At 52.8% G+C, this 18,128-nt stretch carries 16 protein-coding genes and 1 other RNA gene; all 17 read left to right on the forward strand.

Features of this window, described 5'->3' with window-relative positions; all coding sequences use genetic code 11:
* The first annotated feature begins 8 nt into the window (after positions 1-8).
* The gene (locus AC1DWB_RS18025; protein ID WP_477542466.1) at positions 9-1,964 is read left to right on the forward strand and encodes a right-handed parallel beta-helix repeat-containing protein; all 1,956 of its coding nucleotides are present in this window, start codon (positions 9-11) and stop codon (positions 1,962-1,964) included.
* A 29-nt stretch (positions 1,965-1,993) separates the two neighbouring features.
* Complete coding sequence (locus tag AC1DWB_RS18030; protein WP_477542467.1) at positions 1,994-3,046, forward strand: alpha/beta hydrolase family protein; 1,053 nt, start codon at positions 1,994-1,996, stop codon at positions 3,044-3,046.
* Positions 3,043-3,828, forward strand: a complete 786-nt coding sequence (locus AC1DWB_RS18035; protein ID WP_477542468.1) for an SDR family NAD(P)-dependent oxidoreductase — start codon at positions 3,043-3,045, stop codon at positions 3,826-3,828. The genes AC1DWB_RS18030 and AC1DWB_RS18035 overlap by 4 nt, the downstream gene beginning before the upstream one ends.
* Positions 3,825-4,694 (forward strand): creatininase family protein, encoded by an 870-nt coding sequence (locus AC1DWB_RS18040; RefSeq protein WP_477542469.1) that lies wholly within the window; start codon positions 3,825-3,827, stop codon positions 4,692-4,694. Before AC1DWB_RS18035 ends, AC1DWB_RS18040 begins: the two co-directional genes overlap by 4 nt.
* 173 nt (positions 4,695-4,867) lie before the next feature.
* On the forward strand, positions 4,868-5,815 hold the full coding sequence (locus AC1DWB_RS18045) for a hypothetical protein (RefSeq protein WP_477542470.1): 948 nt from the start codon (positions 4,868-4,870) through the stop codon (positions 5,813-5,815).
* 36 nt (positions 5,816-5,851) lie between these two features.
* Entirely contained in the window at positions 5,852-7,426 is a 1,575-nt protein-coding gene (locus AC1DWB_RS18050; RefSeq protein WP_477542471.1) for an FAD-dependent oxidoreductase, read from the forward strand.
* 440 nt (positions 7,427-7,866) lie between these two features.
* Positions 7,867-8,463 carry a DNA-directed RNA polymerase subunit delta gene (rpoE, locus tag AC1DWB_RS18055; RefSeq protein ID WP_477542472.1) on the forward strand — a complete coding sequence of 199 codons (597 nt, stop codon included), beginning with the start codon at positions 7,867-7,869 and terminating at the stop codon, positions 8,461-8,463.
* A 185-nt stretch (positions 8,464-8,648) separates the two neighbouring features.
* A complete protein-coding gene (locus AC1DWB_RS18060; protein ID WP_477542473.1) occupies positions 8,649-10,259 on the forward strand; it encodes a CTP synthase in 1,611 nt (536 codons plus the stop codon).
* A gap of 164 nt (positions 10,260-10,423) precedes the next feature.
* On the forward strand, positions 10,424-10,819 hold the full coding sequence (locus AC1DWB_RS18065; protein WP_477542474.1) for a response regulator: 396 nt from the start codon (positions 10,424-10,426) through the stop codon (positions 10,817-10,819).
* 181 nt (positions 10,820-11,000) lie between these two features.
* Positions 11,001-11,855, forward strand: coding sequence for a class II fructose-1,6-bisphosphate aldolase (gene fba, locus AC1DWB_RS18070; RefSeq protein ID WP_477542475.1), 855 nt, complete (start codon positions 11,001-11,003; stop codon positions 11,853-11,855).
* An 80-nt stretch (positions 11,856-11,935) separates the two neighbouring features.
* Entirely contained in the window at positions 11,936-13,192 is a 1,257-nt protein-coding gene (locus AC1DWB_RS18075; protein ID WP_477542476.1) for a UDP-N-acetylglucosamine 1-carboxyvinyltransferase, read from the forward strand.
* A 74-nt stretch (positions 13,193-13,266) separates the two neighbouring features.
* Entirely contained in the window at positions 13,267-14,544 is a 1,278-nt protein-coding gene (gene rho, locus AC1DWB_RS18080) for a transcription termination factor Rho (RefSeq protein ID WP_477542484.1), read from the forward strand.
* A 36-nt stretch (positions 14,545-14,580) separates the two neighbouring features.
* Complete coding sequence (locus AC1DWB_RS18085; RefSeq protein ID WP_477542477.1) at positions 14,581-15,837, forward strand: radical SAM family protein; 1,257 nt, start codon at positions 14,581-14,583, stop codon at positions 15,835-15,837.
* A 97-nt stretch (positions 15,838-15,934) separates the two neighbouring features.
* The gene (gene rpmE / locus AC1DWB_RS18090) at positions 15,935-16,132 is read left to right on the forward strand and encodes a 50S ribosomal protein L31 (protein ID WP_477542478.1); all 198 of its coding nucleotides are present in this window, start codon (positions 15,935-15,937) and stop codon (positions 16,130-16,132) included.
* An 81-nt stretch (positions 16,133-16,213) separates the two neighbouring features.
* Positions 16,214-16,597, forward strand: coding sequence for a hypothetical protein (locus AC1DWB_RS18095; protein WP_477542479.1), 384 nt, complete (start codon positions 16,214-16,216; stop codon positions 16,595-16,597).
* A 100-nt stretch (positions 16,598-16,697) separates the two neighbouring features.
* An RNA gene (ffs, locus tag AC1DWB_RS18100) (signal recognition particle sRNA large type) lies at positions 16,698-16,966 on the forward strand.
* 144 nt (positions 16,967-17,110) lie between these two features.
* On the forward strand, positions 17,111-18,128 hold a 1,018-nt coding region (locus AC1DWB_RS18105; protein ID WP_477542480.1), incomplete at its 3' end, for a histidine kinase dimerization/phospho-acceptor domain-containing protein.

Here is an 18,128-nt window from a genome sequence, read left to right on the forward strand (position 1 = left end):
GATGAATCATGAACAACGAACTGGAAACGAACAAGAAGGTAGATGAGACGGGTACTGGCGGAATCAGCAGAAGGAAGCTGCTTACATCGATTGGACTAGCGGGCGTGGCGGTAGCTTCGACTGGATTGCTTCAGGGTGTGGGCTTAGGTTCGGCTTTTGCCAAAGATGCAACATCTGTGACCGATTCGGTATACGGAACAGGCGGGGGGCCGGATCATTGGAAAGATTTGCTCAACCTCCAATATTGCTTAACCACGACCGTACAAGAGCTCAGGCAGGAAACGAATCCAATCGTGCGCTATGGATACTATGTGATCGATAAAGGACAGGAAGGGCTGTTCCTGTACGATCCGGCTGACTCCACAACACTGGACAACACCGGGACGGTTCTCGTCTCCACGAATGGCAAGCGATTCAAGCGCGTCTATAGCGATACGATAATCGCCACCTGGTTCGGGTTAATAGGCGATGGAGTGACGCCAGACACGACTGCTTTGCAAAATGCGTTGAATGCTGCGACAGGAAGAAAGCTGTTCCTGCCCAAGCAGCAGGGAGCCTATTATTTGACAGGCCAGCTGTTTGTGCCGAGCAACATCGCGATTGAATTGGAGCCCGGAACGATCATTCAGGCTGTAGATAACCTTCGACTTACAGCGCCTTACGAACGGTTGATCCGTATCAAGAACGCGAAGAACGTAACGATTACGGGTAACGGTGCGGTCATTCGTATGAACAAGGCCGCTTATACATCTGGCGAACAAGCCCACATCTTCGACATCGGCGGTTCGGAAAATGTGACCATCGACAATCTTAGCGCCAATGATAGCGGGGGAGACGGCTTTTACGTTGGGGCTTATGAAGCGACACTTCCATATAGCAAGAACATTGTGCTGCGGAACTGTACAGCGAACAACAACCGTAGACAAGGGCTATCTGTTATTTCTGTAGACGGGTTGCTTGTGGAAGGCTGCCGATTCACGAACACGAAGGGTACCTCTCCGCAAAGCGGCGTCGACATTGAGCCGAATAGCGCTGTCGAGCTGCTCAAGAATATTAAGTTCATCGATTGCTTAGCCGAAGGCAACACAGGCCGGGGCTTTCTGGTCACCTTGTTGAGGCCGACCGCCGCGAGCGAGCGAGTGGACATCGTGTTCCAGAATTGCCGGACCAAGGGGAACTCTTTTGGCTATTCGGTCAATTATGGAGGCGACGGCATTAAGGGTGTACAGGGCGAGGTGAAGCTGATCGATTGTACGGCGGACAGCGATCAGTACGCGGGGTTCTCGGACTTGTCCTGCTCGGCTGATAGCGTTAGACGTACTTATGTACGCTGCAAGGCAATCAACTGCAACACGGTCAATATGCCGGACGACGCATACGGGTATGGGTCTTCCTTCATCGTAACGACGGTCCCGCAGCAGGTAAGACTGTCCATCGGCAACGTCGTCTTCATCGACTGCGAGTCGATTGACAGTCGGACTGCTGGACTGATCCGCAGAGGCTTCTCGCTCAAGCGCAACAAGACGGAGATTGTGCGTAACATTGCGTTCACGAATTGCAGAGTAAGCGGCGGCACCGATCATGCGTTGTATTACGTCGATCCTGTGACGGAGCAATTGCAGACCGAGAGCCGGCTGCTGCCAGTCGTGGCTTACCCGGTGTCAGGGGCAGTAAGCACCAGCCATACGGGGCACAAAATCACGAATAAGGGAGCGGCAGGCGGGACGGTATTAACCCTTCCTGTGGCGAAGGCAGGTTACACGTATACGTTCCTGATTGAAGCGTCCAATGAGCTGGCTGTGCAGCCTGCCTCCGGCGGGGCTATACGGAATCCATACGGTTCGGGGTCGGAAGTGAAAGCTGGTACAGTCGGCAGCTCGATTGAACTGCTTGGCCGCGCGGATGGGACCTGGGAAGTGACGAATGCGGTAGGACCTTGGCTCCAAAGCCCGGTTGAAGGGTAAGACATTCATACGAAAAGGCGGAAGCTTGCATGTACGACATATATGAAGACAGAATCCGCATCGAGGCGAAGGAGCTTCTGCCGGAGTTCACATCTCCTTATCAAGATTTCCGAATATACGAATCGTCGGTTACACCGGGTATCCGGTTAGCAATCAATGTGATTAAGCCGGTAAAACCCTCGTACATGCTCGTCCAGCTGCACGGCTGGCATATGAGCATGCCGAAGCCGCAAGAACGACACGTTCCTTATGAGACAAGCGATTATTTAATCGTCCAAGTCGACATGCGGGGCAGGGCATTCTCGCAGGGCGAGCCGGATTGCAATGGGCTAGAGTTAATGGACATCTACGATGCGGTTCAATTCGTGCGTGAGCAGTATGCGTCGTGGATAGCCGATGAGTCGGTTGTGTACTTGGAGGGCGGCAGCGGCGGTGGCGGCAATGTGCTGGCTATGGTGAACAAATTCCCGGATTTGTTCGCCGCCGCATCCGCCTTGTACGGCATTTCCGATTATGCAGTCTGGTATTCGATGGACGAGGTCGGCGAATTCCGCGACGATATGGACATCTGGATCGGCTGCCTGCCGCAGGATGATCCAGAGCGATATCGGTCCAGAAGCGGGTTGCACTTGGCCGAGAACCAATTGACGCCTTTGTATATGGCCCATGGGGATCGGGATGACCGTGTGCAGGTTGTGCAAAGTCGGCTGTATGCCGAGCGAATACATGAGTTGGGACGCAGTTCGCTTCTTCGCTACGACGAGATGGCGGGTGTGGGTGGATTCGGTCATGGAGACAACATGACCGAGGATCAGCGTGCACGTCTTGAGATAGGCAAACGCGACAATAAGCTGCTTCATCGGAAGCCAATCGAGATCCCGCAGCAAGGTTGCTTCACAGTCGGAGGCTATCTGGTGACGAAGAAGTTTCAAGTGTGGCTGGAGAGTATCGATCAACTGGCTTATGTCACGTATGATTGGGATAAGGGGTTGTTCACCGTGAAAGCCGAATCGCCATACATCTATGAAATTATTCTTCAAGGCGGGGCAACGCTTCGCGGGACAGCGGAGGTGGTAGCGTGAGCACGGCACATGCGGTTGTTACAGCTAGAGAAGGCAGCGGGCGATTAGATGGCAAGGTTATCTGGATCACCGGTGCGCTTGGCAAGCTGGGTCTGTCTGCTGTCTCCTTGTTCTTGAATCGTGGCGCCCTTGTAGTCGCGAACGATATTGTCGCTGAGGATGAGGCGATGAAACGGTTGGAGCTGGCGAATGGTGGGCCCAATCTATTGTATGTGCGCGCCGATATGAGCGATGAGACGCAAGTTCGCCAGGCGGTCGAACAGATCGAACAGCGCTTCGGTCGACTGGATGGTTTGTACCACAATGCCTACAGTCAAGTGATGAAATCCGTGACGGATCTGTCGCTGGAAGAGTGGAACCGTGTCATTACCGGTACGCTGACCAGTACATTCCTTACGAATCGGCAAGCATTACCGCTAATGATCGCAAGTGGTGGCGGCGTTATACTCAACACTTCTTCGGTGCTGGGGCAAGTGGTACGCAAGGATTGTCCGGCTTACGGCGCGGCCAAGGCTGGTATCAATCACTTTACCCGCGTCCTAGCAGCCGATTATGCGGCAAGCGGCATTCGGGCTAATGTGCTCGTTCCAGGCGACATCAAGACAGAGGCCGCGCTGGATTCGTTGCCGGCTTCCTTCAAGGAGTCCGTGAAGCGCGGCACTTTGCTGGGCCGGTCGGGTACGCCAGATGAAGTATCGGAGTTGGCGGCATTCCTGTTATCGGAATCTGCTTCCTATATAACTGGATCGTTGTTTACTGTGGACGGAGGGTTTACAGTATGAACTTGAATGATCGTATGATGGGGTGTCCGGATGAGAATCCGGACATTTGGTTGTCTCATTACACGCGCGATGAGCTGAAGCGTATGGGGGAGGCCGGTTGGACAGCCATTATCCCGCTTGCCGCCACCGAGCAGCATGGGCCGCATTTGCCGGTGTCCACCGACACGCTGATCTGTGAAGCAATTGCGGTGCAGGCCGGCGTGTTAGCCACGGCAGCGCTGGCGGAGCGTCCGCTGAAGTCGGGCGCCGGGTTGCTCTTGACCCCCGTGCTGCCGATTGGCTGCTCGAGCCATCATCTGGCGTTCGGCGGCACGTTGTCCTTCTCTTCGGCGACGTACTTGCAGATGCTGCGCGAGCTTGGCGAGAGCTTGGTGCAAGGCGGCTTTCGCCGCATCGTGTTCTTGAACGGCCACGGCGGCAATGAGCCGATGATGCACCAGACGGCACAGGACTTGGCCGTCGCGCACGATGTGTGGACCGCCTCGACCTCCTACTGGAGTGTCGCGCGGTCTGCTCTTGAAGCGTTGCAGGCCCAGGAGATGGGCCTCGTGCCCGGCCATGCCGGCGGCTTCGAGACGTCGCTCATCGAAGCGATCGCGCCGTCACTTGTGCGGCGGGACCGCTTCACGGCCAGCCACCCGAGCCGGCCTTGGATCAATGCCGGCCCGGCCGGTGCATTTATCGGCAGGCATGGTGAGCTGACCGGCGCCGATGGGTTCACCGACCCGCCGACGCCGGCTGACGGTGTCAAGGGTCGGCAGTACTTGGACGCCATCGCCGGTGCGGTGGCGGAGTGGGTCGTCCGGTCCATCCGCTGGATGGACGAGGACGTTCGCGCCCGCGAGGGCGGGGGCAGCCAGCGATGAGCGCGCTGCCCGAGCAAGAGCAGCGGCGCAAGTCGCGAGTGGCGGTGGCGGTCACGGAGTACCGCCACAACTCGCATGCGGAAGTGATCGTCGGCCGGCTGCTGGGCCAGCTCGGCCACGATTCGCAGCTCGACGTGGTTGCGCTGTACGCCGACCAGGTGCCGGCGAACGATATGAGCCGCGACGTCTCGCGGGTGTACGGCATTCCGATCTATGATTCGATCGGAGAGACGATTGCCGCTGCAGCCGCTGGCGGGACGCTGGACGGCGTCCTGCTCATCGCGGAACACGGGGATTACCCGTGGAACGAGAAGCGGCAGAAGCTGTACCCGCGGCGCCGGTTTTTCGAAGAGACATTCCGCGCCTATGATGCGCTTGGTCTGTCGGCGCCGATCTTCTCAGACAAGCATCTGGCTGCAAGTGCAGCGGATTGCGAATGGATCTACCGCCAGCTGAAGCTGCGCCACATCCCGTTCCTGGGGGGCTCGTCGATCCCGCTCGTGCCCCATGTCCCGGCCTATGACCCGGAGCGGCTCCGGGATGTACGGGACATCGTCGTCGTGAGCTGGCTCGGGATCGAGTCGTACGGCTTCCACGGGATGGAGGTGCTGCAGTCGCTGGCCGAGCAACGTACAGGCGGCGAATGCGGCGTCATCGCCGTGCAGGCGCTGGAAGGCCGCTCTGTCTGGGCGGCCATGGACAAGGGCGACTGGCCGGAGGAGCTGATGCTCCGAGCGCTGGGAGCGCTGCGGAGCGAACAGCCCGGCCATCCCCGTGATCACGTCGATGTCCCCGTGATCTTCATCGTCGAGTATGCCGATGGAGTCAAGGGCTACGTGCTGCAACTGCAGCGGTTCATCGGAGAATGGTCGTTCGCCTTCCGCCATCAAGACGGGGCGGTAGTCGCTGCACGATGCGATAGCGGCCTGGAACGGCCTTATATGCATTTCGGCGAGTTGGTCAAGCGAATCGAGCGGCTCGTGATCACGGGGCGTTCTTCAGTTCCCCTAGAGCGCACTTATATGACAACCCAACTGATTGCTGCAGGCATGGAGTCTCTCCATACAGGCAGACGGATGGAAACGCCGTGGCTTGCATTGCCCTATAACCCGATAGAATAATAGTAGAAGATACATAGAGAAGGAGAGATAGCGAAGATGGCAGACTTTACACAATTGTATTATTACAAGCCCGAGCGGCTTGAGCAGCATACAGGCAATCCAACGAGTAAGCCCAGTCCCCGCATCATCGAAGCGGATCTATGCATCTACGGCGGGACACCGGCCGGGATCGCAGCAGCGTTGCAAGCGGCGAGGATGGGGCTGCGTGCGGTTATTGCGGAATTCAGTCGTAATCTGGGCGGGATGACGTCCAGCGGTCTCGGTCGGACCGATGTCGGGAATAAGGCGGCAATCGGAGGTATCGCCCGCGAGTTTTACCGCGAGTTGGGCACGATCTACGGCGGGGAAGAGCCGGATGGCGTTACGTGGGCTTTCGAGCCGCATGTGGCGGAACAGATCTTCACCACCTGGATGGAGCAAGCCGGAGTCCCGGTTCACTTTAATCAACATCTGGCTACCGTGTCGAAGCGGGGAGACCGAATCACTGAGCTTCATATGGAGGACGGTACAGTATATCGCGGCTCGATGTTTGTCGATGCCTCCTATGAGGGGGACCTATTCGCCCGGGCGGGCGTTTCATATACCGTTGGCCGCGAATCCAATGCGACCTACCGTGAGACGTTGAATGGGATTCATTTCGGGCATCCGTCCCATAACTTCAAGGCGTGGATCGATCCGTATGTCGTGGCAGGTAAGCCGGATAGCGGGCTGCTGCCTGGGGTAATGGATGCAGAGCCTGGCTTCCAAGGGCAGGGCGACAAGTCGGTGCAGGCTTACAATTTCCGCATCTGCTTGTCGAATGTTGCGGCTAACCGCATTCAGTTCCCTGAGCCGCCGAATTATAATCCAGCCCAGTTCGAGCTGCTTCTTCGTTACCTCAAGGCAGGCGTGTGGGATGCGATGCAGCTGAACAAGCTCATGCCTAAGGGTAAGAGTGACCTGAACAATCGCGGCGGCGTATCCACCGACCACATCGGGGCCAACCACGCTTGGCCAGAAGCGGACTATTTGGCACGGGAGCAGATCTTCCAGGATCACGTCCACTACAACCTGGGGATGCTGTACTTTCTGGCTAACGATGAACGTGTCCCCTTGCATATCCGCGCGGAGGCGAGACAGTGGGGGCTGCCAGCGGACGAATTCGAGCGTACGAACGGTTGGCCGCACCAGCTCTATGTCCGGGAAGGTAGACGTCTTGTCTCCGATCTGGTCATGACGGAGTACCACTGCCGCCATTATGAAGTCATCGAAGACTCCGTCGGCTTGGCTGCCTATACGATGGATTCGCACAATTGCCGTCGAATCGTGCTGGATGGCCGCTGCATCAATGAAGGCAACGTCGAGATTAATCCGACAGGGCCGTACCCGATCTCCTACCGGGCCATCGTCCCTAAGGCGGAGGAGTGCGCGAATCTGCTCGTTCCGGTCTGTCTGTCGTCGTCGCATATCGCGTACGGTTCCATCCGTATGGAGCCGGTCTTCATGATCCTCGGTCAATCCGCCGCTACCGCTGCTGCCTTGGCACTGGAGAAGGGCTGCGCCCTTCAGGATGTGGATTACGCGGAACTGCGCACGCGACTGACCCTGGACGGCCAAGTGCTCCGCGCTTAGCCAGCTTGGATCTCAATAGCATTAGATGCTTCGCCTCCGCAACTATGCGGAGGCTACTCTACGTTTACCTAATTTTAAAGTAGAACCCGGCAAAAAAGAGTAGCTTCAGGAGGGAATGGGCAGGGAGTGGAAAAGCGAAGCGGCCGCCTTTGAAATATTGGGCCAACCTCTGAAAATATAAATAAAGGCCCAAGATTTCAACAGCGGTTGGAACCCCTGCCCATTCCCTCCAGACGCGCAAACGCATATCGAACTGGCTCCCATCCTTAATCTCACCCTCACTCCGTCACATCGCCCCTACATTTGCCACTTTGAAATTTCTGGACCCTAGTTGCATTTTTATATAAAATAGGTTTTACTTAATGAAGATATTGGGTATTTTAGAGAGATAGACATTTGAATTGTAGTTTACGAATTATCGAAGGGACGTGTGCAGCCCAATGAGCAGCGCATATACGCTGAAATTTTCTGCAGAACAAGCTAAGGAAATGCCGATGGTAGACCTCGCATTTGAGGTGCTGAAGGCATCCAATACCCCGTTTTACTACCGGGACCTGATGCAAGAAATCGCCAAGTTGAAAGGCTTGTCCGATGACGGAGTCATGAATGTAATTGCGCAATTATATACGGAAATTAATATTGATGGCCGTTTCGCTTGCGTGGGAACGAACTTATGGGGACTGAAGCGATGGTACCCTGTAGATAAGTCCGAAGATGGTGTGAACAATACCAAGCACCCGCGTATCATCAATGACGAGGACGACGACGAGGAAGATTATTACACCGAAGAAGAAGAGACGTACACCGAAGAGGAAGGCGAGTACACGAGCCTTGACGGCGAACGAGTCTTCGAAACCGAAGAAGAGGAATTCTTCGAAGCGGACGGTGAAGAGGAAGCAATCGACGGTGAGGGCATTGAAGAGGCAGTCGACGAGGAGCTGGAAGGCATAGCCGAAGGCGAAGAAGAAGACGGCGATTACGAGGATGACGAAGAAGAAGAAGACGGTGACGACGAAGATAGCGAAGCCGACAAATAATTATTCCCAGGTTGAGCCCAAGAGCTAAGCTGTAAGCTTGACAGGCTCCCCTCAAATGGGTAAACTATTTTCTGGGCTACAGATTTACATTCCGTTCATAATGAACGTTTTCTAGAAAGTGCCCCGTGTCCACGGGTGTGCTTTTTATTTTTTTTGGAACCAGACTGATCGGAGGGTATCACACAGTGACCAAATATATTTTTGTAACAGGCGGGGTCGTATCGTCCTTGGGTAAAGGGATTACGGCGGCCTCACTCGGCAGGTTGTTGAAGAATCGAGGGCTCAAAGTTACGATTCAGAAATTCGACCCTTACATTAACGTCGACCCCGGAACGATGAGTCCGTATCAGCACGGCGAAGTCTTCGTAACCGACGATGGGGCGGAGACGGATTTGGACTTGGGCCACTACGAGCGATTCATCGATATTAACTTGTCCAAGAACAGCAATGTAACAACTGGTAAGATATATTCCTCCGTCATTACCAAAGAGCGCCGTGGTGATTATTTGGGCGGCACCGTTCAAGTCATTCCTCATATTACGAATGAGATCAAGGATCGTGTATTCCGTGCGGGTCGTGAGACGCAGTCGGATGTCGTCATTACCGAGATCGGCGGTACAGTAGGGGATATTGAGAGCTTGCCTTTCCTGGAAGCAATCCGTCAGATTAAGAGCGATATCGGTCGAGACAACGTCATGTACATTCATGTAACCTTGATTCCTTACTTGAAAGCAGCTGGCGAAGTGAAGACCAAGCCGACCCAGCACAGTGTTAAAGAACTCCGTAGCATCGGGATTCAGCCGAATGTCATCGTGTGCCGGACCGAGTATCCGCTCACGGAAGAGATGAAGCGCAAGCTGGCGCAGTTCTGCGACGTAGATGCGAATGCAGTTGTCGAGTGTCAGGATGCTGAGACGCTGTACGAAGTGCCGATGATGCTGCGCGAACAAGGGCTCGATGACATCGTAGTCAAGCACTTGAAGCTGGACAACTTCACCCATCCGCCGGATATGCGTGAGTGGGAGCAGCTTGTGCAGCGTGTGAAGCAGCTTCAGCACAAGACAGAGATCGCTATTGTTGGGAAATATGTCGCTTTGCATGACGCCTACTTGAGTATTGTAGAATCCCTAGGACATGCGGGATTTGATTGCAATTCCGAAGTGAACATCCGCTGGGTGAATGCCGAAGATATCTACGATCACAATGTAGGTGAGCTTCTTGGTGGAGTGCACGGGATTCTGGTACCAGGCGGGTTCGGTGATCGAGGTATCGAAGGCAAGATCTCGGCGATTCGTTATGCGCGTGAACAGAATGTTCCGTTCTTCGGGATATGTCTCGGTATGCAGGTAGCAGTTGTGGAGTTTGCGCGTTCGGTCTCTGGATTAGATGGGGCGAATAGCTCGGAAATTCAGCCGACAACTCCTTACCCAGTAATCGATCTGCTGCCTGAGCAAAAAGAAATTGAAGATCTGGGCGGTACGATGCGTCTCGGATTGTATCCTTGCAAAATTTCTGAGGGCACATTAGCCATGGAGTGCTACGAGGATGAACTTGTATACGAACGGCATCGGCATCGGTACGAGTTCAACAATGAGTATCGCGATCTGATTGAATCTGCTGGCTTGAAGATTTCGGGGACGTCTCCGGACGGACGTCTGGTTGAGATTATCGAGATGCCAGGCCATCCGTGGTTCCTTGCCGTACAGTTCCATCCGGAGTTCACGTCCAGACCGAATCGCCCGCAGCCGCTGTTCAAACATTTCGTACGTGCCGCGTTGCAATATGGACAAGCCTGATCTTCATCCAGCTTGAATTCACACATAACTTTTTATGTAAAACCTTCAAAGTAATGTTCAAAGTCGGCAGGAAACCGAGAATTCATATCGAATAACTTTCATAGCTGGAAAAAGATTCGTTACTTTCTCAGACAAGTCGGCTTTGAATAGGGAGGGTTATTAGGTTGGAAAAGAGAAAAGTGTTGATCGTCGATGATCAGAATGGCATCCGTGTATTGCTTGTTGAAGTTTTTAGCTCCGAAGGCTATCAGACCTCACAAGCTTCTAACGGGAAGTTAGCTCTGGAGATAGTTCGCAAGGATCCACCGGATTTGGTTCTTCTGGATATGAAGATTCCAGGGATGGACGGACTGGACATCTTGAAGCACATTAAGCAGATCAACCCTTCTATCAAAGTCATCATGATGACGGCCTATGGTGAACTGGACATGATTAAGGAAGCGACAGATTTGGGCGCTTTGATGCACTTCACCAAACCATTTGACATCGACGACCTGCGCAGTGCTGTGAACAAGCAGCTTCGTTCACCCGATTCTCCCCGATTAGCAATTGGATCCTGATCTAGACTCAGGGTCCATTTTTTCTTTCCAATTTGTTCTTCTGCGCCCCTTGATCGCCGGACAGGCGTTACCATTCTAGATTAGATTGTGCTATAATTACTGCGTGCTATGACAACAGTCCGAGCCCAGCTTCTTTTGGCTGTACAATAAGGCTGTCCATTACTTGGTAGGAGGGTTCACGATGCCACTCGTTTCAATGAACGAATTTTTACCGAAGGCCAAAGCGAATAAGTTCGCTGTAGGACAATTTAACATGAACAACCTGGAGTTCGCGCAAGCGATCACAGACGCGGCGATTGCAGAGAAGTCGCCTTTTATTTTTGGTGTCAGCGAAGGCGCGTTGAAGTACATGGGGTATGAGTATACCGTTGCCATTGCTCAGGCAGCTGCTCAGAAGTCCGGTCTTCCGATTGCCCTGCATCTGGATCACGGTAGCTCGTTCGAAGTCGCGATGAAATGTATCCGCGCTGGCTTCAGCTCGGTTATGTTCGACGGCTCCCACTACACGCTGGAAGAGAACATTCGTCTGACGAAGGAAGTTGTCAAGGCAGCTCATGCTATGGGCGTGTCCGTTGAGGGAGAGCTTGGCACCATTGGCGGCGTTGAGGACGACATTAACGTGGATGAAGAGCATGCGAACTTAGCCAAGCCCGAGGAAGCTATTCGTTTCTACGAAGAGACCGGCGTGGATTGCCTGGCGATCGCAGTAGGTACAGCTCATGGGATGTACAAGGGTGAAGTGAAGATCCATTACGATATCATTGAGAAGGTTGCTAGCGCAATTCCAGTACCGATCGTATTGCACGGCGGTTCCGGCGTTCCGGATGAAGCGATCCGCTTGTCCATTGCAGCTGGTGTTGGCAAGATCAACGTGAACACGGAGAACCAAGTGGCTTGCACAGAAGCAATTCGTCAAGTGTTGAGCCAAGATTCCAAAGTTTACGATCCTCGTAAATATTTGACCCCGGCTAGAAAAGCTATGGTTGAAGTGGTGCAAACCAAAATTCGTTTGTTTGGCAGCAGCAATCAGGCTTAAGATAGAAATGGGGAATTCGCAGCCGAAAGGCCACGTGTTTCCCATTCTCTTCTTGGTGTCTTCTGGGGGGAAATGGACGCATGACGGGAAAATTATTAATTGCAGGGGGACGTCCGCTGCGCGGCACTATTCCGATTAGTGGTGCGAAGAACAGCGCCGTTGCTTTGATCCCTGCAGCGATCTTGGCAGAGACGACGGTCGTTCTTGACAATTTGCCGAAGATCAGTGACGTGGGTATTTATACGGAAATATTGTCTCAGCTGGGAGCTGGCGTACAATGGGATGGCGATTCGATGCAAATCGATCCATCCTCGAYGAAGTCGATTCCGATGCCGAACGGGAATGTGAAGAAATTAAGAGCTTCCTATTACTTGATGGGAGCCTTGCTGGGACGGTTCGGTGAAGCAACGATCGGTCTACCCGGGGGTTGTAACTTTGAACCAAGACCTATTGATCAGCATATCAAAGGATTCGAAGCGTTGGGAGCAGAAGTTTCCAATGAGAACGGCTCGATTCGCATACGGGCGAAGGCGCTGCGCGGTGCGAAGATATACCTCGATGTCGTTAGTGTAGGGGCGACGATTAACATCATGTTGGCTGCATCTCGGGCCAAGGGCATTACTTTGATTGAAAATGCGGCCAAAGAGCCTGAAATTATAGATGTAGCTACATTGCTTAATTCCATGGGTGCTAAGATTAAAGGGGCCGGTACGGAGACGATACGGATTGAGGGCGTCGATGCTATGCACGGTTGCAGGCATTCGATCATTCCTGACCGGATCCAAGCGGGTTCGTATATGATTGCCGCTGCTGCGACTAGAGGAGATGTGCTGGTCGACAATGTGATTCCGAAGCATCTTGAGGCTATTACCGCGAAGTTGCAGGAAATGGGCGTACATATCTATGAGATGGATGAAGCCATTCGCGTAGTTGGACAACCAGAATATGAGAGCATTGATGTGAAAGCACTTGTATACCCCGGGTTTGCAACGGACCTTCAATCGCCGATGACCAGCTTGCTTACACAAGCGAAGGGAATTAGCATTTTATCGGACTACGTCTATAATAACCGTTTCAAGCATATCCCGGAATTGGTTCGTATGGGGGCCAAGATCAAGGTGGAAGGTCGTTCGGCCGTGATCGAAGGCGGTCCGCTCTCGGCAGCCAAGGTGAAAGCAACCGATCTGCGGGCCGGAGCTGCATTGTTCATCGCTGCACTGACTGTGCCTGAAGGGGTAACAGAGATTACCGGAACCGAGTACATTTATCGCGGATATGAGAACCTTGTTTCGAATCTTAGAAACTTGGGCGCTGAGATCTGGGAAGAGGAAGAATAGATTACGTCGAAATCGGCAATGCTGATTTGATAGATAGACGACTTGAAAATTTAATAGTGTGGTGGTAATTAATGATGGATATGCAATTGTCTCAACTCGAAACGTTGAAACTGACTGAATTGTACAAGCTGGCCAAAGAACATCAGATTCAGGCCTACAGCCAGATGAAGAAGAAAGAATTGATTTTTGCTATATTGCGAGCTCAAGCGGAAAAAGGCGGGCTCATGTTTATGCAAGGCGTCCTTGACATTTTGTCTGAAGGATACGGATTTTTACGTCCAATTAATTATTTGCCAAGTGCGGAGGACATTTATATTTCCCAATCGCAAATTCGTAAGTTTGATTTGCGTTCAGGCGATATCGTATCAGGGAAGTGTCGACCTCCTAAGGAGAACGAACGTTACTTCGGATTGCTGCAAGTTGAAGCGGTCAATGGCGAGAAGCCGGAAACAGCCGCAGAACGGCTCCATTTCCCGGCTCTTACTCCTCTTTATCCTCAAACGAAGTTTATTCTGGAGACAACCMCTGCGAATCTTTCCACAAGAATTATGGATATGTTAAGCCCGGTTGGGATGGGGCAGCGCGGCTTGATTGTTGCACCGCCTAAGGCAGGGAAGACCTTGCTCCTGAAGGAAATTGCCAACAGTATTTCTACCAATTACCCTGAGGTTGAATTGTTTGTATTGCTCATCGACGAGCGTCCAGAAGAAGTAACAGACATGCAGCGTTCCGTTAAGGGAGAAGTAATAGCTTCCACATTCGACGAATTGCCGGAGAATCACATCAAGGTAGCGGAGCTTGTCCTGGAACGCGCCCAACGACTCGTGGAACACAAGAAGGATGTCGTGATCTTGCTGGATAGCATCACTCGCCTAGCACGTGCGTATAACTTGGTTATTCCGCCGTCTGGTCGTACGCTCACCGGTGGTATTGATCCTGGTGCATTCCACCGTCCTAAGCGGTTTTTCGGGGCGGCGCGCAATGTGGAGGAAGGCGGGAGCTTGACGATTCTGGCTACTGCCTTGATCGAGACCGGATCGCGTATGGATGACGTTATTTACGAGGAATTTAAGGGAACGGGTAACCTGGAGCTTCATCTGGACCGGAAGTTGGCGGAGCGCCGCATATTCCCGGCTATCGACATTCGTCGTTCGGGTACGAGGCGGGAAGAAATGCTTATGACCAAGGAAGAGCTGGATAAGATTTGGGCCATTCGCAAAAATATGAACGAGTCCCATGAGTTCACGGAGTCGTTAATTAAGAAAATCGGCGAGGCGAAGACGAACGAGGAGTTTCTGGCTACCCTTGAAGCGAAGCCGGACTCGAAGCGCGTGAAGCACTCCGCCTCGTAACGATGCATACTTGCTAATCAGATAGGGGTGAAGCGCATGTATCTTGTATATGCCGATGCAGAGGGGAATGTATTCGATCACCCCGAGCTGCTAGGGCTGGGACGCAGCGGTCACATGATCACAGAAATATTGGAAGATGAGCTCATTCCACTACCGGAGGGCGCTACGCTGGTCAGTTTGCCGGACACGCGCCCGATTGGTTGGAACGAAGAGTCCGGCCAGATGGAACCGTTAGAAGGATACTCCGCCGTAGGGGCGCTCTTGCCGCAAGGCTTTACGCGTCTCTTATTACCTGGCTACGCCAAGACGGACAAATCCAAGAAGTTCCCGCTCTTCGGGTACACCGCCGTCGTCTGGAGAGATGGCGGTTTCTTCGTAGCCGCAGAGCTGACCGACGATCCGGAGCCGTGGAACCCGCGCAACTGTGATGTGGAGGAACTGGAGTCGCAGGTCAAGCGAATTAACGAGCAATACCCAGACAACCGGTTGTATACGCATTTGACGAATTGCGCGTTGGGTTACGAGTGTCTGACGGCCTCGAATACGTTCCTGAACCGCTTGGAAGGTGCGGTGCCGGTTTCGTATTCTTGTAACGCAGGCTGCTTCGGCTGTATATCCGAACAGCCGGACGACAGCGGGTTCCCAGCACCGCAGACGCGGATGAACTTCAAGCCGACCACGGACGAGATCGTTGAGATCATGCTGGAGCACTTGAAGGCACCGGAACGTATCATCAGCTTCGGTCAAGGCTGTGAAGGTGAACCTTCGACTCAGGCCGCATTGATCATACCTGCAATTAAGCGGGTGCGTGAGCAGACGAAGCACGGGTACATCAACATCAATACGAATGCCGGTCTGACCGACCACATGCGAGCGATCGTCGATGCGGGGCTCGACTTGATGCGCGTCAGCACGATCAGCGCGCTAGATGAGCATTACAATGCGTATTACAAGCCAAGAGCTTACACGCTTGCGAATGTGGAGAAGTCGCTCAAGTATGCGACAGACAAGGGTGTGTATACTTCGATTAACTACTTGATCTTCCCGGGCGTAACCGATCGCGAGGAAGAGATTGAGGCCATGCTTGGATTTGCTCGAAGGACGGGCCTTAAGCTCATCCAGATGCGCAATCTGAACATTGATCCGGAGAGTTACATGAACCTGATTCCTCCACCACAAGGAGAGATTTATGGGATGAAGCAGATGCTCGATATATACCGTGCTGAGCTGCCGGACGTCGTTATCGGTTCGTATACCCATGTTCCTCCAATCGCTCACCGTGCAGGCAAATAAAAGTTGCGCAGGCCTGACCTGCGTGCTATAATCTCGTTATGTGTCTATATAACTCTGGTTCGACAAACTGATCCAGGGCGGAAAGAGGTGAAGTTCAATGAAAGCTAACACACATCCTAAGTACAACATTACGTCTGTTACTTGTGCTTGCGGCAGTACGTTTGAGACAGGTTCAATCAAGGAAAATCTTCGTGTGGAAATTTGCTCGGCCTGCCACCCGCACTTCACAGGTAAGCAGAAGTTTATCGATGCTGGCGGTCGTGTTGATAAATTTAAGAAGAAATACGGCGTTTAAGCTACATGCCGTTTCCTGAGATTTCATAAGCATATAACAACTTCTCTTGGTCATCCTAATGGCAAAGGGAGGTTGTTTTTTATGTGGAAGAAGCGAACAGCTGTTATTGGCCTATGGGTTGCTGCTGTGCTCCTGATAGGTGGATGCTCGAACCCATCTACCCAAAAGACCAAGTCCTATTCCAATGACGGTTATTTGGGCTTGACCAACACGAATCCTAACTTGCCGCTCAGTCCGACCTACCATAACTACCAGAGTGATACCGATATGATGAAGGGGGCGCTTGGACTCGTTCCCGGCATTACGAACTCCAGTATTACACTGAATGGTTCTCGTGCCACAATTAAGCTATATGTTCCGAGAGGAACGACTGCTGAGGAGCGCGAACGTATCCGACAAGGTGCTGAAACCGAGCTTACCAAGGCAGCTCCTCGATACCGATATTCCGTGCGAGTAGCTAGGTAATTGGACCGTTGTCTGTGATGCAGAATGCCAGACGAATGTCAGACGATTGCCAGATGATGCAGGTTGCTATTTGCAGCTTGATCAGCTATACTTATTTTTACCGTGCTAGATGGGGAGGTAGCGGTGCCCTGTAACCCGCAATCCGCTGTAGCGGGGTTGAATTCCTGTTTGAAGGTCTTGTCGATGTAAGGCCTGCCCTTTACACGTAGTGTTGACGGTYGGGTCCTCCGCAATGAGCACTTGTGAACCCGGTCAGGTCCGGAAGGAAGCAGCCGTAAGTGAGATCGTTCATGTGCCGGAGGGTAGCCTAACTCGAGCTAACCGGTAGAGGTAACGCTTGGATCGCATTGATCGACGTCAGGTGCACGGTACTTTATAGACTATAGTAGTAAACACGCTGGGGGGACTTTCCTTCCGGTGTTTTTTGTTTAGGCGGAAAAAAAAGGGATCGCGCGAATGATATCGAATTGTATATATATGGATATCCAGCCTGTTCGTAAAGGTGGTCATATTTTGCTGCATAAACTCCATTTACAAGAACATGATTTGAAGCTCTACCTACATAAGCTGCTTGCTCACCCTGCTGCCTGGACGGACTGTGACGGGAGGATATTGGATTGCAACGAGATGTTCGCCGATGTGACGGGAATGGACGAATTGATCGGCATTCAGGTGAATCAACTGTTTCCTGACGATCCGATATGTTTCAATTCAACCGCTCCTCAAGCTTGGACAGAGTCTACAGAACGGCCGGCATCGACTGAACCGACTGAAGAGCATGGCTCCCTGCTGGTCACATTGAGAAGTGTGGACGGAACGGAGACAAAAGGATATCGCAGTCTATACGTGGTCGGGACCGATGAGCAGCAATACTGGCTGATCGTCCTGCATGATTTTGCAACGGGTGGTCTTAGCTTATTGCAGCAATTTGCGGGGATGTTTATTAAGGATGTTAACATGGGAGTCCTGTTGATTGACAGCCGCTTTACACTTGTAGATATTAGTGAAACGGCTTGCCGCATCCTCGGCGTGAATAAAGAGAAGGCTTTGAACCGTCCGGTTGACGATGTGTTCCGGGTCGTTCCGAAGGAGCATCGGCTTGTTCAGCGAACCCTCCTGGATGGAGTGGTAGTACGCAATCACGCCGTTAGTTGGATGAACAATGCAGAGCGTTACGAACTGCTGATGGATTCCAACCTGCTGAAGGACAAGGGTGGGCATATCGTAGGGGCGTACGTCATATTTAAGGACGTTACGAATCTCCGCTCGCTCGAACAGCAAGTACAACGAAGTGATCGACTCGCGATGATCGGTCAGATTGCCGCAGGCACCGCACATGAGATTCGCAATCCGCTTACTTCCATTAAGGGTTTTCTGCAAGTGCTGCAGCGTACGTTCGTGCAGACGGGCATGGAGAAGGAACATGGCTTTACGGAGCTGATGCTTTCCGAGATCGACCGGATCAATGAGTTAGTGAGTGAATTCCTTTTGCTTAGCAAACCGCGTGATGTCTCCTATGATCGGATCGATA

It is taken from the genome of Paenibacillus sp. P4_E11, assembly GCF_056401635.1.